This is a genomic window from gamma proteobacterium symbiont of Axiagastus rosmarus, assembly GCF_059730925.1.
This window is the reverse complement of record NZ_AP035925.1, coordinates 1118451-1137962: the sequence shown is the minus strand read 5'-3', so window position 1 is coordinate 1137962 and position 19512 is coordinate 1118451. Positions and strand designations below refer to the sequence as shown.

Here is a 19512-nt window from a genome sequence, read left to right as displayed (position 1 = left end):
GGCGCGACATCAGATCGGCTGGCGGCTGAATACTACGCTAAGTCATTTTTTGAACGCCACCCGGCGTGATAATATGCGTGCCGCTCAGCGGAACGCCCCGCTGGTTTACGCCTGCATCGATTGAACAATCACACTGCAAAGCGCTATTTCAGCAGGCGTTTTGCGCCAGAGAGCGGAATTAACCAAGAAACATGCAATGAAAACAAGCAACTGATGAGCTTATGCAATGGCACTGATAATTACTGAGCGCTGCATTAACTGCGACATGTGCGAGCCTGAGTGCCCGAACCAGGCGATTAGCATGGGTGAATCGATCTATCAGATCGACGCTGACCGCTGCACCGAGTGCGTGGGTCATTATGATGAGCCGACCTGTCAGAGCGTCTGCCCGATTGATAACACTATCCTTTCAGACCCGCAGCACGTGGAAAGTCGCGACGCGCTGTGGGAGAAATTTGTGCTGCTGCACGCTTAATCTTCGATAATCACCGTGGCGCAGGCGTAGTGGCGCTCGTCGGCCAGCGTGACGTGCACATGCTGCACGCCCAGCTGGCTGGCAATCACTTTGGCCTGTTCAAAGAAACGCAGGCCAGGCTTCCCCAGCGCATCGTTGTACACTTCAAACTGATTGAACGCTAAGCCGCCGCGAATGCCGGTGCCGAAGGCTTTTGCCGCCGCCTCTTTCACCGCAAAACGTTTGGCGAGGAAGCGCACCGGCTGCTGATGCGCCTGATACTGCTGCCACTCAGCTTCGCTCAGCACGCGGCGCGCCAGACGATCGCCGGAGCGTTCAATCACGCCGGCGATACGCTCGATCTCGACGATATCGCTGCCCAGCCCCAGAATGGCCATTAGCGGCGCGCTTCCCGCATCAGCGCTTTCATATCGCTGACCGCTGCTGCAAGACCGCTGAACAGCGCACGACCGATAATCGCGTGACCAATGTTCAGCTCATGCATTTCCGGCAGCGCAGCAATCGGCTGGACGTTGTGATACGTCAGACCGTGGCCAGCATTGACCTTCAGGCCGCGGCTGGCGGCAAAGGTCGCAGCGCTGGCGATACGCGCCAGTTCGGCATCGCGCGCCAGCCCTTCCGGTGCTTCAGCATAGGCGCCAGTATGGATTTCAATGTAAGGCGCACCGCTGGCGACCGCCGCTTCAATCTGGCGCTGATCGGCATCGATAAACAGCGACACCAGAATGCCCGCCTCGCTCAGCTGTTTGACTGCCGCGTTGACCTTGTCCTGCTGACCGGCCACATCAAGGCCGCCTTCGGTGGTCACTTCCTGGCGCTTTTCCGGCACCAGGCAGACAAAATGCGGTTTGATGTCGCAGGCGATGCCCACCATTTCGTCGGTGACTGCCATCTCAAGATTCATGCGGGTATGAATGGTGTCGCGCAGAATCCGCACGTCGCGGTCGGTGATATGACGGCGGTCTTCACGCAGGTGCACGGTAATGCCGTCTGCGCCCGCCTGCTCCGCGACAAACGCGGCCTGTACCGGATCGGGATAGTTTGTGCCACGCGCGTTACGTACGGTGGCGATGTGATCGATGTTGACCCCTAACAGCAACTCAGCCATGACAATCCTTAAATGTGTTCAGTATGTTTGCAGTGTAACGCGCGGAGCCTGTCAGGTGCATCACCCGCGCTCGTCGTTTGCCACGTTCGGTCGTTTTTTCGGCACAAACTGACGGAACAGCTCCTGGCTCTTCAGCGGCTTACCGCCCAGATAAGGTTTCAGCGCCATGCGCGTGAAGCGTTTGGCGGCACGCAGCGTATCAGCATCGGGAAATTCGCGCTCCCACAGCGCACGCAGCTGGCGGCCGGTGAAACTGCGCTGATTGACCACCAGACTGGCGATAAAGCCTTTCTCTTCGCGATAGCTGTAGGTCATGCTGTCGTCGACCGCCTCGCCGCTGCCGGCGCAGTGCAGAAAGTCAACGCCGTAGCCCAGATGGCCCAGCAGTGCCAGCTCAAAACGGCGCAGCGCTGGCTCGGGCGAACCATTGGCCGCCGCCAGCGTCTGGATACAGGAGAGATAATCGAAGAACAGTTCGGAGAAGGGAATTTCCTGCTCCAGCACCCGCGACAGCAGCTCGTTAACATACAGGCCGCAGTAGAGCGTGATGCCGCTGAGCGGCAGCGCCAGCGACACCGCTTCGGCGTTACGCAGGGTTTTGACTTCGCCACGGCCGCCCCAGCGCACCAGTAGCGGTGTGAAGGGTTGCAGTGCGCCTTTAAGCTGTGAACGGCGCGAGCGTGCGCCCTTGGCAAGGACGCGGACGCGTCCCTGACTTTCGCTGAACAGGTCGAGCAGCAGGCTGGTTTCGCTGTAAGGGCGACTATGCAGCACAAAGGCGCGTTGCCAGCCTTCCATCAATTAGTCGTCTGTATAACCCAGGCTGCGCAGCGCACGTTCGTCGTCCGCCCAGCCCGATTTCACTTTGACCCACAGCTCGAGATGGACTTTCGCCTCGAACATCTCTTCCATGTCTTTACGCGCTTCGATACCGATGGTTTTGATTTTGGCACCTTTGTTGCCAATCACCATCTTCTTCTGCCCTTCGCGCTCGACCAGAATCAAACCGTTGATGTCATAGCCGCCGCGCTCATTAGAGACGAACTGCTCGATCTCCACAGTTACCGAATACGGTAACTCGGCGCCGAGGAAGCGCATCAGTTTTTCACGGATGATTTCTGAGGCCATGAATCGCTGCGAGCGATCGGTGATGTAGTCTTCCGGGAAGTGGTGATCCGACAGCGGCAGGCGCTTGCGGGCGATCTCCGCAATCGCATCCACGTTTTTACCGGTTTCGGCGGAGATCGGCACGATCTCGAGGAAGTTCATCTGCTGGCTGAGGAACTGCAGGTGCGGCAGCAGGATGCTTTTATCCTGGATGTTGTCTACTTTGTTCACCGCCAGCACCACCGGCACTTTGCCATCACGCAGCTTGTTCAGCACCATCTCATCGTCAGGCGTCCAGCGCGTGCCTTCCACCACAAAAATTACCAGCTCAACGTCACCGATGGAGCTGCTGGCAGCACGGTTCATCAGGCGGTTGATCGCCCGCTTCTCTTCCATGTGCAGGCCGGGTGTATCCACGTAGATCGCCTGATAAGCGCCTTCGGTATGAATACCCATGATGCGGTGGCGCGTGGTTTGCGGCTTGCGCGAGGTGATCGACACCTTCTGCCCCAGCAGCTGGTTCAGTAAGGTGGATTTGCCGACGTTAGGCCGGCCGACAATCGCGATAAAGCCGCTGTATGTTTCGAGTTCGCTCATTCGGGTCCTGATTGGGCAGCCTCACTGCTGAGGCTGCGAAATGACAATTTATTCGAGGCCGAGCTTGATTAACGCCTGTTCGGCGGCGGCCTGCTCTGCTTTACGGCGGCTGGAGCCCACGCCCACCACCGGTTCAGCCATCCCACTCACCTGACAGTGAATGGTGAATTCCTGATCGTGCGCTTCGCCACGCACCTGTACCACCAGATAAGACGGCAGCGGCAGATGACGGCCCTGCAGATACTCCTGCAGGCGCGTTTTCGGATCTTTTTGCTTATCGCCCGGGCTGATCTGCTCAAGGCGATTCTGGTACCAGTCGAGAATCAGCTTCTCGACCGTCTGAATATTGCTGTCGAGAAAGATGCCACCGATCAGCGCTTCCACGGTATCCGCGAGGATGGATTCCCGGCGGAACCCACCGCTTTTCAGCTCGCCCGGCCCCAGACGCAGACATTCGCCCAGCTCAAACTCGCGCGCCATTTCGGCCAGCGTGTTGCCGCGTACCAGCGTGGCACGCATGCGGCTCATGTCGCCTTCGTCCACGCGCGGAAAGCGGTGATACAGCGCGTTGGCAATCACATAGCTGAGGATAGAATCGCCAAGAAATTCAAGACGCTCGTTATGTTTGCTGCTGGCGCTGCGGTGAGTCAGAGCCTGCTGCAGTAATTCCGGATGAGTAAAAGTGTAGCCCAGTTTGCGCTGCAGCTTGTTAATGAGGATGGGGTTCATGCGATTCCAGTTGTTCTGTGCGTCTGTGACTCTGCATACCAAACAGGGCTGAAGGTCCAGCTCGTTCTGTTTGGTGTGCAGTGGCTCCCTGACTCGCAGGAAGCCAACCGTTTTTAAATCAGTGAATACCGCCAATGCGACTCAGTCGCACGCCGGTCGGCCACTGTCCTTCCTGTTTCTCAAAGCTCATCCAGATAGCAACCGCTTTGCCGACCAGATTCTTCTCGGGCACAAAGCCCCAGTAGCGGCTGTCGGCGCTGTTATCACGGTTATCGCCCATCATGAAGTATTGCCCCTGCGGCACAATCCACGTGGCCTGCGGCTGACCCGGCTGCTGATAATACATGCTCGCCTGGCTCTGCGCTTCGTTCACCAGCAGGATATCGTGCGTGACGTTGCCCAGCGTCTCTTTGCGCGTGCCAAGACGCAGGCCGCCCCGCAGCGTTTCGCCCTGCGGCACCTGGTAGAAACCGTTGCCGGTTTCGTTACCATCAAAGCCGCTAAAGGTCTGGATGAAATCGCTCGGCTCAATGTTGGTATAGGTCACCGGCAGCGCCGTGTCACACTTGCCCGTACCGCAGCCTGGGTTGATGGTCAGCGTTTTGCTGTAAGGATCAAACACCACTTTGTCGCCCGGCAGACCGATCACGCGCTTGATGTAATCCACGCTCGGATCTTTCGGGTATTTGAACACCGCGACATCTCCGCGCTGCGGATGGCCGGTCGGGATCAGCGTGGTTTGCGTGATCGGATCTTTGATGCCGTAAGCAAATTTCTCCACCAGGATGAAGTCGCCAATCAGCAGCGTCGGCATCATCGAGCCAGAAGGGATCTGAAACGGTTCGAAGATAAACGAGCGCACGATCAGTACCACCGCCAGCACCGGGAACACCGACGCTGCGGTTTCAACCCAGCCCGGCTGCGCGGCCACTTTGGCCAGCGTTTTGCTGTCGAGCGAATTACCTGCCTGAGCCTGTGCCGCCGCCTGCTTTGCCCGGCGCGCCGGGGCCCACTTAAAGCGATCGATACACCAGATGATGCCGGTTAACAGAGTGGCAATCACCAGAATCAGGGCGAACATGTTAGCCATTAAAGTTCCTTATTTGCTGTCTTTACCGACATGCAGAATGGCAAGGAATGCTTCCTGCGGCAGCTCAACGTTGCCGACCTGCTTCATTCGCTTCTTACCTTCTTTCTGCTTCTGCAACAGCTTTTTCTTACGGCTGACGTCACCGCCATAGCATTTCGCCAGGACGTTTTTACGCAGCTGCTTCACTGTTGAGCGAGCGATAATGTGGTTGCCGATTGCTGCCTGAATCGCAATATCGAACTGCTGGCGCGGGATCAGATCTTTCATCTTCTCCACCAGCTCGCGGCCACGATACTGTGAGTTATCACGGTGCGTAATCAGCGCCAGCGCATCAACGCGTTCTGAGTTAATCAGGACGTCGACGCGCACCATGTCAGAGGTCTGGAAACGTTTGAAGTTATAGTCCAGCGACGCATAGCCGCGCGACGTTGATTTCAGACGGTCGAAGAAGTCGAGTACCACTTCTGCCATCGGAATCTCATAGGTCAGCGCAACCTGTTTGCCGTGGTAAACCATGTTAGTCTGCACACCGCGTTTTTCGATACACAGCGTAATGACGTTGCCCAGAAACTCCTGCGGCAGCAGCATATGACACTCAGCGATCGGTTCGCGCAGTTCAGCAATATTATTCAGCGGCGGCAGCTTCGATGGGCTGTCGACGTACACCACTTCTCCGTCAGTGGTTTCCACTTCGTACACAACCGTTGGCGCGGTGGTGATCAGGTCGAGATCGTATTCACGCTCCAGACGCTCCTGGATGATCTCCATGTGCAGCAGGCCGAGGAAGCCACAGCGGAAGCCAAAGCCCAGCGCTGTGGAGCTCTCTGGCTCATAGAACAGTGAGGCGTCGTTCAGGCTCAGCTTGCCTAATGCATCACGGAAAGCTTCGTAGTCGTCGGAGCTTACCGGGAACAGACCGGCATACACCTGCGGCTTCACTTTTTTGAAGCCCGGCAGCGCTTTATCCGCTGGATTGCGCTGCAGCGTCAGGGTATCGCCCACCGGCGCGCCGAGGATGTCTTTGATGGCGCACACCAGCCAGCCTACCTCGCCACACTTCAGCTCGGTACGGTCAATTTGTTTTGGCGTGAAAATGCCGAGGCGGTCAGCGTTGTACACCTGGCCGGTACTCATTACCTTGACTTTGTCACCTTTGCGCAGCGTGCCGTTTTTAATACGGATCAGCGACACCACACCGAGGTAGTTATCAAACCAGGAGTCGATGATCAGCGCCTGCAGCGGGCCTTCCGGATCGCCTTCCGGCGGCGGAATGTCGCGCACCAGACGTTCCAGCACATCCGGCACGCCGACGCCGGTTTTCGCCGAGCAGCGCACCGCATCCGCGGCGTCGATGCCGACGATATCTTCAATCTCTTCCGCCACGCGCTCAGGGTCAGCCGCAGGCAGGTCGATCTTGTTCAGTACCGGTACCACTTCCAGATCCATTTCCATGGCGGTATAGCAGTTCGCCAGCGTCTGCGCTTCAACGCCCTGACCTGCATCAACCACCAGCAATGCCCCTTCACAGGCCGCCAGCGAGCGGGAAACTTCATAAGAGAAGTCAACATGGCCTGGGGTGTCGATAAAATTGAGCTGGTAAGTTTCACCGTTTGGCGCGTGGTAATCGAGCGTAACGCTCTGCGCTTTAATGGTGATGCCGCGCTCGCGCTCCAGATCCATCGAATCCAGAACCTGCGCCGCCATCTCACGATCGCTCAGGCCACCGCAAATCTGAATCAAACGGTCAGAGAGCGTTGATTTGCCGTGGTCAATGTGAGCGATAATGGAGAAATTTCGTATGTGCTTCATTTATATGAATATCTTCACGTAGAAAATCAGTTGAAAACGTGAGCACAGACACATTCAGGCAAGTGAGCTTTACCCGGAACCCTGTCAGCCTCATTAATGACGACGCATATTACACTGTTAACGCCGCGCGTTAAAGAATGGAACTGCGGGGAATCGCAACAGAATTCAGCGATTAAGACGAAATGAAAAGGCCGCGCAATACGCGGCCTGAACGGGGATCAACTGTGGTTTTCCACTCGTAGCGCATCAGGCGGGAGCGCAACGCTGAGAATCACCGGCTGGAACGCTTCGCGATCGCCAAACCGGCTGGAAACCCCTTTGGCAACAATGAAGCCGCCAACGCCACCCAGCAGCGCACCGCAGGCCGCCGCCAGATCGCTGTGGAACAACATCTGGAACAGGCCCGCGACCAGGAACAGACCAAACAGTGGCGTCATATACACCAGCAACGCAGAACCGAGCAGGCTGCTTTCGCGAATGCCCAGCTCAATGCGCTGGCCCGGCTGTAGCGGCTCCGGACTGGCGATAGTCATCACATGGGCGTTTTTCGGTCCCAGCTGGTTGAGCGCATGGCTGCCGCAGCCTTTACGCGCTGAACAACTGTTGCAGGAGGTTTTCGCTTCCGAATGCAGAGTAGCGACGCCCTCTTTCCATGCCACCACGGTGGCCCATTCTCTCATCATTTTGTGGCACCTGAATCTATGCTGTCCGCGATACGTTTGGCAGTAGTCGGCGGCAATTCGCCCACCACGGTAATTTCACGATTATCGCGCACTTCGGTCTGCACCGTACGACGCCCAGTGCGCAATGACTGTGGCGAACTGCTTTTATCGGCAGGCGTGATGTTAATAGCGAAGCTGAACAGGCCATCGCTGTACAGACGGGATTCTACGGTTTTGTTCATCGCCGGAATATCACGCCGGCTTTGCGAAATCAGCTTCATGCCGGCCGGTAACCAGCCAGGCTGCCAGCTGAGCTGCACTTTGTCGCCTGCCGGTAAGGACAGCGACGGCGGCAGGTTGGCTTTTTCCAGCCCCTGCATCAGATTGCGTACGCCTTCATCGACGGCAAAACTGATTACGCGGAACTGCTCCAGCGTCTCACCGTCGCGATCCAGCAAATCAATCCGCAGCGGCAATTTGGTATCGACGTCCAGCCACACTACGTAGCTGTAGCGCGTGCCGTCACGCGACACGATGCGCACCACTTCGCACATCTGATCGGCCATGCGTGAGCGCCCTACCGGAATAAAATCGTAGGCATCGCCGAGGCGCGAGAAGTCAGCGAACATCAGCGCCGGCAGCGCATCAATAATGTGGTTGCCCGGCAGTGAGAACGGATCGAGACCCGGTTCGAAATAGCTGATGTCGTTGCCGCGCTGGATCACCTCACGGCGCGGTCCGTCCATCTGTAATAGCTGAGCGAACACGCGATTGTCGATGACCGCATGGCGGTAACGCAGGGATTCAATGCCCAGACGTGAGACATTGATATAGGCGAATTCGTAGTTGAGGTTCTGGCTGGCCTGCTCCATCTGCTGTAACAACGCCCCGGACGCAGATGTCTGCGCCGGGGCGGTAGATGACCAAAGCAGGCTGCCTGCCAGCAGGCTAACGGCACACCAAAGCTGCTTCATTACTGCTGTTGAGTTCCTAACGACTGAGTTCCGGGAACGTTAGCCTGCGCCTGTTGCGGCGCATTGCTTTCAAACTGCACCTGATCGGCATGCAGACGGCGTTGCAGTTCGTAATCCTGCAGCATGGCATTCACGCGGCGACGCTGCTCCTGCACCTGCTGATTTGAGCTGTTGGTGTCAAAAGCATCAGACGGCACGCCCAGGCTGACCGGTGACGCTTTACCCATCATCGGTAAGGTATTGAAGGCTGGCGCATCCGACGTTTCCGTCGCACTACCCGCTGGTGAGCTGTTGTAGTGCTGCACACCGACGATCACCGCCAGCGACACACAGGCCGCCACACCGATCTGCGTGACCTGAGCAACCCAGCCGCCACCGCGACGCCAGAACGGCATTTTCTGCCAGCGCGACGGCTCCGGCTGTGCTTCCGGGATCAACGAAGTCACTTTGCGCACCGGCTCGTTTTCGATCGCGGCAGCAACGCGTGCGGAGATATCAAAATGCAGCACTTCGCTCACATCGCCCCGCAGGGTGTCGCGGATCAGATGGTAGCTCTCCCAGCTTTTTTGTAGATCTGCATCCTTCGACAACGACGCCAGCAGCTCGTTATCTAAAGTTTCACCATCCATTAAAGCGGAAAGTTTTTCTTTCTGCATGTTTTGGTACCCTTCCAGTAGCCGTTATCACTGACGTTGGATAAGCGGTTGAACTTTATTATCAATGGCTTCCCGGGCCCGGAAGATACGTGAACGTACGGTACCTACCGGACAATCCATGATGGCGGCGATCTCTTCGTAACTCAGACCATCCAGTTCCCGCAGGGTGATGGCCATACGCAGATCTTCAGGCAACGCCTCAATCGTCCGAAAAACAATTTGTTTCAGTTCGTCTGACAACATTAAGTTCTCAGGGTTCGAAATTTCTTTTAGCGCACCCGCACTTTCGAAATTTTCCGCGTCAATCGCGTCCACATCGCTGGACGGCGGCCGGCGCCCCTGAGCCACCAGATAATTCTTCGCGGTGTTGACCGCAATGCGGTACAGCCACGTGTAAAAGGCGCTATCACCCCGGAACGACTCCAGTGCGCGATACGCTTTAATGAAAGATTCCTGAACCACATCAGGCACATCGCCTGACGGGACATAACGTGAAACCAGGCTCGCCACTTTATGCTGGTATCGGATCACCAGTAAATTAAATGACTTTTGATCTCCTTTCTGAACCCGCTCAACGAGAACCTGATCCGTTAACTGCTCGCTCATCCGAGGTAATGTCTCCCCAAATCTCTTTTATGCGTAAGTGAACTGCCAGCACATCTCATTTATTGTGAGCAAGCATGCGCTTAGAGTCCCGTTCTGGCCTGAAGTTCACCACGACCTGATATTTTCTGTACCGGTGCCCTGACATCGTTGTTGTTGATGGTCTTTCAGTGTAGCGACTTACCGCACTGGTGGTGTCGTTGGCGGCACCGATAATCGCTGGCAGAGTACCCTATGACGCCGCATTTTTCACCTTTATTCCCTGAATTTTCAGCGTGTTTGGTATAAAAAACACTAATCGCTTATTTTCAGACATAACTTACTGAAATCGCATTACAATCTGATTATTGCGTCGAATTTTCCCGCGTTTTTTGTTCAAAATACTTCACACCAGCGGCGTCCGGGCTTATGCTCGGGGAACCTTTTGTTTAGTAAATTAAACATCATGAACCCCATTCCCGATCATAGCTGTGATGTACTGATTGTTGGCAGCGGCGCGGCCGGTTTATCTCTGGCGCTGCGGCTGGCACCGCACTATCAGGTAACGGTGCTGAGTAAAGCGCAGATTAGCGAAGGCTCCACGCTGTATGCACAGGGCGGGATTGCGGCGGTGTTTGATGAAAACGACAGCATTGAATCACACGTCGAAGATACGCTGATTGCCGGTGCAGGCCTGTGCGATCGCGAGACGGTGAATTTTATCGCCAGCAATGCGCGCCCGTGCGTACAGTGGCTGATCGATAACGGCGTGGCGTTTGATCGCGAGCCACAGGATAACGGCAATGCGCGCTATCACCTGACGCGCGAAGGCGGTCACAGCCATCGCCGTATCTTACACAGCGCCGACGCCACCGGGCGCGCGGTCGAAACCACGCTGGTCAGCCAGGCGCTCAGCCATCCCAATATTCGCGTTATTGAGCGCGCCAACGCGGTGGATTTAATCCTCTCCGATAAAATTGGCCTGCCCGGAACGCGGCGCGTGGTGGGCGCGTGGATCTGGAATCGCAATCGCGAACAGGTTGAAACCTGCCGCGCCCGCAGCGTGGTGCTGGCCACCGGCGGTGCGGCGAAGGTATATCAGTACACCACTAATCCGGATGTCGCTTCCGGCGACGGCATCGCGATGGCGTGGCGCGCCGGCTGCCGGGTGGCCAATCTGGAGTTCAATCAGTTTCACCCTACCTGCCTGTTTCATCCGCAGGCGCAAAACTTTTTGCTGACCGAAGCGCTGCGCGGCGAAGGTGCCTGGCTACTGCGCCCGGACGGTTCGCGCTTTATGCCGGATTTCGATGCGCGCGCCGAACTGGCACCGCGCGATATCGTGGCGCGCGCGATCGATCACGAAATGAAGCGCCTGGGCGTCGACTGCATGTATCTCGACATCAGCCATCAGCCGGCCAGCTTTGTGCGTGCCCACTTTCCGATGATCTATGACAAGCTGCTGACGTTTGGCCTCGATCTGACACAGCAGCCGATTCCGATTGTGCCGGCCGCGCATTACACCTGCGGCGGCGTGATGGTGGATCAACATGGTCGCACCGATGTCGACGGGCTGTATGCGATTGGCGAGGTCAGCTACACCGGCCTGCACGGCGCTAACCGCATGGCATCAAACTCGCTGCTGGAGTGTCTGGTGTATGGCTGGTCGGCGGCCGAAGATATTGTGCGCCGTCTGCCGCAGATGCACGCCGTCGATCACCTGCCGGCGTGGGATGAAAGCCGCGTCGACGATGCCGATGAACGGGTGGTGATTCAGCACAACTGGCATGAGCTGCGGCTGTTAATGTGGGACTACATGGGCATCGTGCGTACCACCAAGCGGCTGGAGCGCGCCCTGCGCCGCATTACGCTGCTACAGCAGGAGATAGATGAATACTATGCGCACTTTCGCCTCTCCAACAATCTGCTGGAGCTGCGCAATCTGGTACAGGTGGCAGAGCTGATGGTGCGCTGTGCGCTGGCGCGCAAAGAGAGCCGCGGGCTGCACTTCACCCGCGACTATCCGCATACGCTGCCCGAGGCACAGCCAACGGTGCTGCAGCCGGTAGCCTAGCGGAACAGATAGAAATCGGTTACCAGGCTCAGCCAGTCCGCCGAATAGCTTTTATCTTCATCACGAATGGCGAGCCGCTCCTGCACGAGTTCGCCTGCGGCAGGTGAAAAGCCCAGCACCAGCCGGTTCGGCGGTCGCTGCGCGTAAGGTGCCACATCATAGCGATAACGCAGATGCCAGCCTTCGGCACGCGCCAGTGTAATCAGGTTTTCGCCGGCATCCGCGGGCAGCACCACGCAAAACAGCCCCTCTTCTTCAATCAGCTGTGCCGCACAGCGCAGCAGGGTGGGATGATCAAGTGTTGCCGTGCTGCGCGCGGTATCGCGCTCGACGCTGGCCGAGGCCATGCCCGGCGTGAAAAACGGCGGATTACTGACAATCAGCGAGTAGCGTTTTTCTGCCTGCTCACTCCAGCTGACGATGTCCTGCGCGTGTACCGCGATGCGATGCGCCCACGGCGACGCGGCGACGTTCTCCTGCGCCTGCGCGGCGGCGCTGCGCTCCAGTTCGACGGCATCGATACTGACGTCATCCGGCGTGCGCTGCGCCAGCATCAGCGCAATCAGACCGCTGCCGCAGCCGATATCCAGTATGCGCCGTACGCCTGCCACCGGTGCCCATGCGCCGAGCAGCACCCCATCGGTGCCGACCTTCATGGCACAGCGATCGTGCGCGACAAAAAATTGCTTAAACGTGAATCCATCTTTTCTTAACATCGCCCGCGCTGGCGGTTGCGGCTGAGACATACTTAACGACCATTGAATTTGCTCCTGCCGGAAGTGTAACGTGGTCGCGAAGTGAATTCACCTTCACCTGTGCAACACAAACAGATGAAGATTGTGGCTGAACTGTCTATAATCAGCGCCCCAAACTGAGGTAGACCATGACCGTAACCACATTCTCCGAACTCGAACTCGACGAAAGCCTGCTGGAAGCCCTGCAGGATAAAGGCTTCACGCGCCCGACTGCCATTCAGGCTGAGGCCATTCCTGCCGCGCTGGAAGGCCGTGACGTTCTGGGTTCGGCACCAACCGGAACGGGGAAAACCGCAGCCTACCTGCTGCCCGCTTTACAGCACCTGCTCGATTTCCCGCGTAAAAAATCAGGGCCGCCGCGCATTCTGATCCTCACGCCGACGCGTGAACTGGCGATGCAGGTTGCCGACCAGGCGCGCGAGCTGGCCAAACATACCCATCTCGATATCGCCACCATCACCGGCGGCGTGGCCTATATGAACCACGCGGAAGTGTTCAGTGAAAATCAGGACATCGTGGTCGCGACCACCGGCCGTCTGCTGCAGTACATCAAAGAAGAGAACTTTGACTGCCGCGCGGTAGAAACGCTGATTCTGGACGAAGCCGACCGCATGCTGGACATGGGCTTTGCGCAGGATATCGAGACCATTGCCGGTGAAACGCGCTGGCGCAAACAGACGTTGCTGTTCTCGGCCACGCTTGAAGGCGACAACATTAAAGATTTCGCCGAGCGCCTGCTGAACGATCCGGTAGCGATTGAAGCAGATCCGAGCAAAAGCGAGCGCAAGAAGATTCAGCAGTGGTATTACCGCGCCGACAATCTTGAACACAAAACCAAACTGCTGGTGCATCTGCTGAAGCAGCCGGAAGTGAAGCGCGCCATCGTGTTCGTGCGCAAACGTGAACGCCTGCATGAGCTGGTGACCTGGATGCACGAAGCCGGCCTGCGCAGCAGCTACCTCGAAGGCGAAATGGTACAGGCGAACCGTAACGAAGCGATCAAACGCCTGAATGACGGTCGCGTTAACGTGCTGGTCGCGACCGATGTCGCCGCGCGCGGTATCGACATTGATAACGTCACCCACGTCATCAACTATGACTTACCGCGCACCGCCGATGTCTATCTGCACCGCATTGGCCGTACCGGCCGCGCCGGACGCAAAGGTACCGCGATCTCGCTGGTAGAGGCACATGATCATCCGCTGCTGGGTAAAATCAGCCGCTACGTCAACGAGCCACTGAAATCGCGCGTAATCGATGAGCTGCGTCCGGAAACGCGTGCACCGAGTGCTAAAGTCACCGGTAAACCATCGAAAAAGGCGCTTGAGAAGCGCAAAGAGAAGAAAGCGAAAGAAGAAGAGAAACCGCGCGTGAAGAAACGTCACCGCGATACTAAAAATATCGGTAAACGCCGCAAGCCAAGCGGCAGCAGCACACCGGAGAGCGGTGCGGAATAAAACAGCATCGCGGCAATTAAATCGCCTCCCTGAGGCGATTTTTGGCTTTCTGGCCTGCTGAAATCGCAGTTTCGCGGCGTAAAATCCCTCAGTCGGCCCTCTTCTCTCTTCAGTAAATAAAAAAAAGCCGCGCCAGTAAGCACCGGCGCGGCCTGTATTGCTGTGTGCGTTTTCGTCAGCCGATCAATTACAGGCTTTCGGTAAAGGTACGGGTGATAACGTCACGCTGCTGTTCTGGCGTCAGCGCGTTAAAGCGCACCGCATAGCCCGACACGCGAATGGTCAGCTGCGGATATTTTTCCGGATGCTTCACCGCATCTTCCAGCGTTTCACGGCGCAGCACGTTAACGTTGAGGTGCTGACCGCCTTCAACGCGCACCTGCGGTTTCTGCTCCAGTGGAATTTCACGGTAAGCAATCTCGCCAAGGTCGCTGACTGCAACAACCTGATCTTCCGTGAAATCACCTTTTGCGCACAGGCAGCGGGCTTCGGCTTTCTCATTGTCCAGCAGCCAGAACGAGTTCAGCAGCTGCGGATTTTGTGCCTGAGTAATTTGAATACCGGTAATCATAGAGGCCTCCAGGGCTTAGCGCTGCGGCAGGAGCACAGCGCGGTTCTTCGGGTTATGTGATGCTCTGGTATATCACCGCGCTGACCGGCTCGTTTTGACCTGTATCAATTTCGTGCGGCCATGATTTTTGCTTCTACTCTAATAAATTGATTTATAACAACATTCACCATTAACTTTTTCTGCAATTGTTCAACTTATTTTTACCCTTCTGCTGCCCCGCCGGACACGCTAAGCTAAAGGCATCAATTTGCAGGGAGTCAATGATGGCTGAGAAGCTGACCTGGCACGATGTGCTGGCTGAAGAGAAAGAAAAACCTTACTTCGTGGAAACGCTGAAAGCGGTAGCCGAAGAGCGTGCGGCGGGCGTGACGGTCTATCCGCCGCAAAAGGACGTGTTCAACGCGTTCCGTCTCACCGAACTGGGCGATATCAAAGTGGTGATCCTCGGCCAGGATCCGTACCACGGCCCGAATCAGGCGCATGGCCTGGCGTTCTCGGTCCTGCCGGGCGTGGCCATTCCGCCGTCGCTGCTGAATATGTACAAAGAGCTGGAACAGGACATTCCTGGCTTTCAGCGTCCGCAGCACGGCTTTCTTGAAAGCTGGGCGAAACAGGGTGTGCTGCTGCTGAATACGGTGTTAACCGTGGAAGCCGGCAAAGCGCATTCGCACGCGCGTTTCGGCTGGGAAACCTTTACCGATAACGTGATCAGCGCCATCAACTCCCATCGCGAAGGGGTGATTTTCCTGCTGTGGGGAGCGCACGCGCAGAAGAAAGGCAGCATCATTGATGCGCAGCGTCATCACGTACTGAAAGCACCGCATCCTTCGCCGCTTTCGGCCCATCGCGGCTTTTTTGGCTGTCAGCATTTTTCCAAAGCTAATGCGCTGCTGAGCCAGGCCGGCCAGACGCCCATTGACTGGACGCCGGTGCTGCCCTGAAAACACAAACGGCCGCATCAGCGGCCGTTGTTGCACGGGAGCGGCTTAGCCTTTGGCTTTCGATACCGCAACCATCGCCGGACGCAGCAGGCGACCGTTGAGGGTGTAACCGCGCTGCATCACCATCAGCACGTGGTTTGGCGCCACTTCTTCAGACTCCATCATCGACATCGCCTGATGCACATCCGGGTTGAACGGCACATTAGTTTCGCCCACCACTTCCACGCCGAACTTACGCACCGCACCCAGCAGTGATTTCAGCGTCAGCTCGATGCCTTCAATCATCGAAGCCAGCTCGGTGTTCTCTTTATCCGCCACTTCCAGCGCGCGCTCCAGGCTATCAATCACCGGCAGCAGTTCGTTGGCAAACTTTTCCAGCGCAAACTTGTGCGCTTTTTCCACGTCCATTTCGGCACGGCGACGGATGTTTTCAATCTCAGCCTGCGCGCGCAGCTGGGCGTCACGCACGCCACCCTGCGCCTGCGCTAATTCCGCTTCCAGCTGGGCGATACGCTCATCACGCGGATCCACCTCAGTTGCTGTCTCCGCTTCCGGCTGCTGTTGTTCCTGTTGAATTTCGTCTGAGACTTGCTCGTTTGGGGTGTTCTGTTCTTTACTACTCATGAATTTCTCCGCGTTTTGCACATTCATCTCGCTGGTTGGCTTATTATGGGGATCAGTTTGACGGTTTCAAGTGAACCCATCACATTGCCTGGCCGTTTTGGCTTATGAGGAACACCCGCTAAATGAACAAACACTTTAACTGCATTGGGATCGTCGGCCATCCACGCCACCCCACTGCGTTAACCACCCATGAAATGCTCTGGCGCTGGCTGACTGACAAAGGCTATGACGTGATCGTGGAACAGCAAATCGCCCGCGAGCTGAACCTGCAGGATGTGCGTACCGGCAGCCTGGCGGACATCGGCCAGTATGCCGATCTGGCGGTGGTGGTCGGCGGCGATGGCAACATGCTGGGCGCCGCGCGCGTGCTGGCTCGTTACGACATCAAAGTGATTGGCATCAACCGCGGCAATCTCGGCTTCCTCACGGACCTCGATCCGGATAACGCGCAGCAGCAGCTGGATGACGTGCTGCAGGGCGATTATTTCGTGGAAAGCCGCTTTTTGCTGGAAGCGCAGGTATGCAAAGAAGAGTGTTCGCCGCGCATCGGCAGCGCCATCAATGAAGTGGTGCTGCATCCGGGCAAAGTGGCGCACATGATTGAATTTGAAGTCTATATAGACGAAGTGTTCGCCTTTTCCCAGCGCTCGGACGGGCTGATTATTTCCACGCCAACCGGTTCAACTGCCTATTCGCTGTCGGCGGGCGGGCCGATATTAACGCCGTCACTCGATGCGATTGCGCTGGTGCCGATGTTCCCGCACACGCTGTCGGCGCGTCCGCTGGTGATCAACAGTAGCAGCACCATTCGCCTGCGTTTTTCCTCGCTGCGCAGCGACCTGGAGATCAGCTGTGACAGCCAGATCGCTCTGCCAATTCAGGAAGGGGAAGATGTGCTGATTCGCCGCAGCGCCAATCACCTCAACTTAATTCATCCCAAAAATTATAATTATTTTAACACCTTAAGCTCAAAACTCGGATGGTCAAAAAAATTATTCTGAAAAGGCCTGCTGGCTACTTTACTGGATAAAAAACCAGTTTATACTGTATGAAAAACCATATCTGTTTTTACATACAGGTGATTGTATGCTGGCACAACTGACCATCAGTAATTTTGCAATCGTTCGTGAACTGGAGATCGACTTTCATCGTGGTATGACAGCGATCACCGGCGAAACCGGCGCAGGGAAATCCATCGCGATTGATGCGCTGGGCCTGTGCCTTGGCGGCCGTGCTGAAGCAGACATGGTGCGTCAGGGGGCCAGCCGCGCGGATATCTGCGCGCGCTTCCAGCTGAAAGCGTCACCCTCTGCCCAGCGCTGGCTGGCGGAGAACCAGCTCGACGACGGCAACGAATGCCTGTTGCGCCGCGTGATCAGTGCCGATGGCCGCTCACGTGGCTTTATCAACGGCACCTCTGTTCCGCTGTCGCAGCTGCGCGAACTCGGTCAGTTACTGATTCAAATCCACGGTCAGCATGCGCATCAGCTGCTCCTCAAAACCGATCACCAGAAACACCTACTGGATGCCTACGCCGCACACGACGATCGGCTGGCGGAGATGCGTCAGCACTATCAGCGCTGGCATCACAGCTGCCGCACGCTGGCACAGCATCAGCAGCTGTCGCAGGAGCGTGAAGCCCGCCGCGAACTGCTGCAGTATCAGCTGAAAGAACTCAACGAATTTGCGCCGCAGCCAGGCGAGTTTGAGCAGATTGATGAAGAGTACAAGCGCCTCGCGAACAGCGGTCAGCTGCTGTCCACCAGCCAGCAGGCGCTGCAAATTCTTGCCGACAGTGATGACACCAACCTGCAAAGCCTGCTCTACAGCGCGCGTAATATGCTGAGTGAGCTGGTCTCGCTGGACGATAAAGTCAGCGGCGTATTTAACCTGCTGGAAGAAGCCGCGATTCAGCTGAGTGAAGCCAGCGATGAGCTGCGCCACTACTGTGAACGGCTCGACCTGGATCCTAATCGCCTGTACGAGCTGGAGCAGCGTCTGTCGCGGCAGATTGCGCTGGCACGCAAGCACCATGTTTCACCGGAAGCGCTGCCGGTGCTGTATCAGCAGCTGCTGGATGAAGCGGAACAGCTGTCGCAGCAGGAGAGCGATCAGGAAAGCCTGCAGAGCGACGTCGTGGCTCATCATCAGGCCGCGCTGGCCTGTGCTGAAGCCCTGCATCAGCAACGCGTCACCTCGGCGCAGGAGCTGAGCCAGTTGATTACGCAAAGCATGCGCACCCTCGCCATGCCACACGGTGAGTTTGCCATTATGCTGGAATTCAATGCCGATCAGCTGACGGCTGAAGGTGCCAGCCGCATTGATTTCCGTGTCACCACCAACCCGGGCCAGCCGCTGCAGCCGCTGGGTAAAGTGGCCTCAGGGGGTGAACTGTCACGTATTGCGCTGGCGATTCAGGTGATCACCGCACAGAAAATGGAAACTCCGGCGATGATTTTCGATGAGGTTGACGTCGGTATCAGCGGTCCGACGGCCGCTGTTGTTGGCCAGATGCTGCGCCAGCTGGGCGAATCGACTCAGGTAATGTGCGTGACTCACCTGCCGCAGGTGGCGGGCTGTGGTCATCAGCACTTCTTCGTCAGCAAAGAGACCGACGGTGCGATGACCGAAACCCACATGCAGCCGCTGGATAAGCGTGCGCGTCTGCAGGAACTGGCGCGCCTGCTTGGCGGCAGCGAAGTCACACGCAACACGCTGGCGAACGCAAAAGAACTTTTAGCAGCCTGACACCGCACTTTTTTGCGGCCTGGTGGTCATATGCTTGCTCTGTAGAGGTTTCCAATAGCTCAAAGGTTTATTATCATCGGCAGTCATATCGCCATAATAAAGCCTGCCGTATGCAGAGTTCAGAATTTGATGGCAACAAAACTGCCTGATGAAAGGCGTTTGGCCCCAGAAAAGGAATGTATAGATGCGCTGTAAAACGCTGACTGCCGCGGCAGTGGTAATGTTGATGATGACCGCCGGATGTTCCACCCTTGAGCGCGTTGTGTATCGTCCGGATATCAATCAGGGGAATTACCTGGTCGCCAACGACGTTTCGAAGATTCACACCGGCATGACGCAGCAGCAGGTTGCTTACACGCTCGGTACGCCGATGATGCACGACCCGTTTGGCAGCAACGTCTGGTATTACGTGTTCCGTCAGGAGCCAGGTCATGAGAGCGTGAAGCAGCAGACGCTGACGCTGACCTTCGACAGCAACGGTACGCTGACTAACATCGACAACAAACCGCGCCTCACCGGCACTGAAGACTGAGTGAGCCGCAACAAAAAAGGC

At 56.8% G+C, this 19512-nt stretch carries 21 protein-coding genes; 7 read left to right on the top strand and 14 right to left on the bottom strand.

The window, feature by feature from the left end; translation table 11 throughout:
* The first annotated feature begins 226 nt into the window (after positions 1 to 226).
* Positions 227 to 475 (top strand): YfhL family 4Fe-4S dicluster ferredoxin, encoded by a 249-nt coding sequence (locus AC6I8F_RS05230; RefSeq protein WP_010617759.1) that lies wholly within the window; start codon positions 227 to 229, stop codon positions 473 to 475.
* Here AC6I8F_RS05230 and acpS read toward each other — a convergent pair.
* The 11 genes from acpS to rpoE all read right to left on the bottom strand — a co-directional run bounded on the left by acpS (position 472) and on the right by rpoE (position 9813).
* Entirely contained in the window at positions 472 to 852 is a 381-nt protein-coding gene (acpS, locus tag AC6I8F_RS05225; RefSeq protein ID WP_010617758.1) for a holo-ACP synthase, read from the bottom strand. The genes AC6I8F_RS05230 and acpS overlap by 4 nt on opposite strands.
* A complete protein-coding gene (gene pdxJ, locus AC6I8F_RS05220) occupies positions 852 to 1583 on the bottom strand; it encodes a pyridoxine 5'-phosphate synthase (protein WP_058770863.1) in 732 nt (243 codons plus the stop codon). The genes acpS and pdxJ overlap by 1 nt, the downstream gene beginning before the upstream one ends.
* Before the next feature lie 60 nt (positions 1584 to 1643).
* Complete coding sequence (gene recO, locus AC6I8F_RS05215; protein ID WP_058775641.1) at positions 1644 to 2381, bottom strand: DNA repair protein RecO; 738 nt, start codon at positions 2379 to 2381, stop codon at positions 1644 to 1646.
* A 3-nt stretch (positions 2382 to 2384) separates the two neighbouring features.
* On the bottom strand, positions 2385 to 3287 hold the full coding sequence (gene era / locus AC6I8F_RS05210; RefSeq protein WP_058758278.1) for a GTPase Era: 903 nt from the start codon (positions 3285 to 3287) through the stop codon (positions 2385 to 2387).
* Positions 3288 to 3335: 48 nt separating this feature from the next.
* Positions 3336 to 4016, bottom strand: a complete 681-nt coding sequence (rnc, locus tag AC6I8F_RS05205; RefSeq protein WP_021506523.1) for a ribonuclease III — start codon at positions 4014 to 4016, stop codon at positions 3336 to 3338.
* 118 nt (positions 4017 to 4134) lie between these two features.
* A complete protein-coding gene (gene lepB, locus AC6I8F_RS05200; RefSeq protein ID WP_021506522.1) occupies positions 4135 to 5106 on the bottom strand; it encodes a signal peptidase I in 972 nt (323 codons plus the stop codon).
* Positions 5107 to 5115: 9 nt separating this feature from the next.
* Entirely contained in the window at positions 5116 to 6915 is a 1800-nt protein-coding gene (gene lepA, locus AC6I8F_RS05195) for a translation elongation factor 4 (RefSeq protein WP_031279376.1), read from the bottom strand.
* Positions 6916 to 7133: 218 nt separating this feature from the next.
* Positions 7134 to 7598: a SoxR-reducing system protein RseC gene (rseC, locus tag AC6I8F_RS05190; protein WP_021506520.1), complete on the bottom strand. Its 465-nt coding sequence runs from the start codon at positions 7596 to 7598 to the stop codon at positions 7134 to 7136.
* Positions 7595 to 8551 carry a sigma-E factor regulatory protein RseB gene (gene rseB, locus AC6I8F_RS05185; RefSeq protein ID WP_031279374.1) on the bottom strand — a complete coding sequence of 319 codons (957 nt, stop codon included), beginning with the start codon at positions 8549 to 8551 and terminating at the stop codon, positions 7595 to 7597. The genes rseC and rseB overlap by 4 nt, the downstream gene beginning before the upstream one ends.
* Entirely contained in the window at positions 8551 to 9207 is a 657-nt protein-coding gene (gene rseA / locus AC6I8F_RS05180; protein ID WP_166712016.1) for an anti-sigma-E factor RseA, read from the bottom strand. Before rseA ends, rseB begins: the two co-directional genes overlap by 1 nt.
* Before the next feature lie 27 nt (positions 9208 to 9234).
* The gene (rpoE, locus tag AC6I8F_RS05175) at positions 9235 to 9813 is read right to left on the bottom strand and encodes an RNA polymerase sigma factor RpoE (RefSeq protein ID WP_010617748.1); all 579 of its coding nucleotides are present in this window, start codon (positions 9811 to 9813) and stop codon (positions 9235 to 9237) included.
* Positions 9814 to 10255: 442 nt separating this feature from the next.
* Between rpoE and nadB the strand changes: the two genes are divergently transcribed.
* Positions 10256 to 11863, top strand: a complete 1608-nt coding sequence (gene nadB / locus AC6I8F_RS05170; protein ID WP_058758275.1) for an L-aspartate oxidase — start codon at positions 10256 to 10258, stop codon at positions 11861 to 11863.
* Here the strand turns inward: nadB and trmN are convergent.
* Positions 11860 to 12609 (bottom strand): tRNA(1)(Val) (adenine(37)-N(6))-methyltransferase TrmN, encoded by a 750-nt coding sequence (trmN, locus tag AC6I8F_RS05165; RefSeq protein WP_058758274.1) that lies wholly within the window; start codon positions 12607 to 12609, stop codon positions 11860 to 11862. The genes nadB and trmN overlap by 4 nt on opposite strands.
* A gap of 137 nt (positions 12610 to 12746) precedes the next feature.
* Between trmN and srmB the strand changes: the two genes are divergently transcribed.
* Positions 12747 to 14075 (top strand): ATP-dependent RNA helicase SrmB, encoded by a 1329-nt coding sequence (gene srmB / locus AC6I8F_RS05160; protein WP_021506515.1) that lies wholly within the window; start codon positions 12747 to 12749, stop codon positions 14073 to 14075.
* Between the two features lie 187 nt (positions 14076 to 14262).
* Here srmB and grcA read toward each other — a convergent pair whose 3' ends face one another.
* The gene (gene grcA, locus AC6I8F_RS05155; protein WP_021506514.1) at positions 14263 to 14646 is read right to left on the bottom strand and encodes an autonomous glycyl radical cofactor GrcA; all 384 of its coding nucleotides are present in this window, start codon (positions 14644 to 14646) and stop codon (positions 14263 to 14265) included.
* A 263-nt stretch (positions 14647 to 14909) separates the two neighbouring features.
* Between grcA and ung the strand changes: the two genes are divergently transcribed.
* Positions 14910 to 15587 carry a uracil-DNA glycosylase gene (ung, locus tag AC6I8F_RS05150; RefSeq protein ID WP_058781713.1) on the top strand — a complete coding sequence of 226 codons (678 nt, stop codon included), beginning with the start codon at positions 14910 to 14912 and terminating at the stop codon, positions 15585 to 15587.
* A gap of 45 nt (positions 15588 to 15632) precedes the next feature.
* Here ung and grpE read toward each other — a convergent pair whose 3' ends face one another.
* The gene (gene grpE, locus AC6I8F_RS05145; protein ID WP_031279366.1) at positions 15633 to 16211 is read right to left on the bottom strand and encodes a nucleotide exchange factor GrpE; all 579 of its coding nucleotides are present in this window, start codon (positions 16209 to 16211) and stop codon (positions 15633 to 15635) included.
* 122 nt (positions 16212 to 16333) lie between these two features.
* Here grpE and nadK point away from each other — a divergent pair, with 122 nt between their 5' ends.
* The 3 genes from nadK to bamE all read left to right on the top strand — a co-directional run bounded on the left by nadK (position 16334) and on the right by bamE (position 19491).
* A complete protein-coding gene (gene nadK / locus AC6I8F_RS05140) occupies positions 16334 to 17212 on the top strand; it encodes an NAD(+) kinase (RefSeq protein WP_058758272.1) in 879 nt (292 codons plus the stop codon).
* A gap of 85 nt (positions 17213 to 17297) precedes the next feature.
* Complete coding sequence (recN, locus tag AC6I8F_RS05135; protein WP_278426618.1) at positions 17298 to 18959, top strand: DNA repair protein RecN; 1662 nt, start codon at positions 17298 to 17300, stop codon at positions 18957 to 18959.
* A gap of 184 nt (positions 18960 to 19143) precedes the next feature.
* Positions 19144 to 19491, top strand: a complete 348-nt coding sequence (gene bamE / locus AC6I8F_RS05130) for an outer membrane protein assembly factor BamE (protein WP_021506509.1) — start codon at positions 19144 to 19146, stop codon at positions 19489 to 19491.
* Positions 19492 to 19512: the final 21 nt, after the last annotated feature.

What these genes read in the sequence shown, in the direction of transcription:
- AC6I8F_RS05230 (WP_010617759.1), top strand. Translation starts at nt 227, where the DNA reads ATGGCACTGATAATTACTGAGCGCTGCATTAACTGCGACATGTGCGAG.
- acpS (WP_010617758.1), bottom strand. Translation starts at nt 852, where the DNA reads ATGGCCATTCTGGGGCTGGGCAGCGATATCGTCGAGATCGAGCGTATC.
- pdxJ (WP_058770863.1), bottom strand. Translation starts at nt 1,583, where the DNA reads ATGGCTGAGTTGCTGTTAGGGGTCAACATCGATCACATCGCCACCGTA.
- recO (WP_058775641.1), bottom strand. Translation starts at nt 2,381, where the DNA reads ATGGAAGGCTGGCAACGCGCCTTTGTGCTGCATAGTCGCCCTTACAGC.
- era (WP_058758278.1), bottom strand. Translation starts at nt 3,287, where the DNA reads ATGAGCGAACTCGAAACATACAGCGGCTTTATCGCGATTGTCGGCCGG.
- rnc (WP_021506523.1), bottom strand. Translation starts at nt 4,016, where the DNA reads ATGAACCCCATCCTCATTAACAAGCTGCAGCGCAAACTGGGCTACACT.
- lepB (WP_021506522.1), bottom strand. Translation starts at nt 5,106, where the DNA reads ATGGCTAACATGTTCGCCCTGATTCTGGTGATTGCCACTCTGTTAACC.
- lepA (WP_031279376.1), bottom strand. Translation starts at nt 6,915, where the DNA reads ATGAAGCACATACGAAATTTCTCCATTATCGCTCACATTGACCACGGC.
- rseC (WP_021506520.1), bottom strand. Translation starts at nt 7,598, where the DNA reads ATGATGAGAGAATGGGCCACCGTGGTGGCATGGAAAGAGGGCGTCGCT.
- rseB (WP_031279374.1), bottom strand. Translation starts at nt 8,551, where the DNA reads ATGAAGCAGCTTTGGTGTGCCGTTAGCCTGCTGGCAGGCAGCCTGCTT.
- rseA (WP_166712016.1), bottom strand. Translation starts at nt 9,207, where the DNA reads ATGCAGAAAGAAAAACTTTCCGCTTTAATGGATGGTGAAACTTTAGAT.
- rpoE (WP_010617748.1), bottom strand. Translation starts at nt 9,813, where the DNA reads ATGAGCGAGCAGTTAACGGATCAGGTTCTCGTTGAGCGGGTTCAGAAA.
- nadB (WP_058758275.1), top strand. Translation starts at nt 10,256, where the DNA reads ATGAACCCCATTCCCGATCATAGCTGTGATGTACTGATTGTTGGCAGC.
- trmN (WP_058758274.1), bottom strand. Translation starts at nt 12,609, where the DNA reads ATGTCTCAGCCGCAACCGCCAGCGCGGGCGATGTTAAGAAAAGATGGA.
- srmB (WP_021506515.1), top strand. Translation starts at nt 12,747, where the DNA reads ATGACCGTAACCACATTCTCCGAACTCGAACTCGACGAAAGCCTGCTG.
- grcA (WP_021506514.1), bottom strand. Translation starts at nt 14,646, where the DNA reads ATGATTACCGGTATTCAAATTACTCAGGCACAAAATCCGCAGCTGCTG.
- ung (WP_058781713.1), top strand. Translation starts at nt 14,910, where the DNA reads ATGGCTGAGAAGCTGACCTGGCACGATGTGCTGGCTGAAGAGAAAGAA.
- grpE (WP_031279366.1), bottom strand. Translation starts at nt 16,211, where the DNA reads ATGAGTAGTAAAGAACAGAACACCCCAAACGAGCAAGTCTCAGACGAA.
- nadK (WP_058758272.1), top strand. Translation starts at nt 16,334, where the DNA reads ATGAACAAACACTTTAACTGCATTGGGATCGTCGGCCATCCACGCCAC.
- recN (WP_278426618.1), top strand. Translation starts at nt 17,298, where the DNA reads ATGCTGGCACAACTGACCATCAGTAATTTTGCAATCGTTCGTGAACTG.
- bamE (WP_021506509.1), top strand. Translation starts at nt 19,144, where the DNA reads ATGCGCTGTAAAACGCTGACTGCCGCGGCAGTGGTAATGTTGATGATG.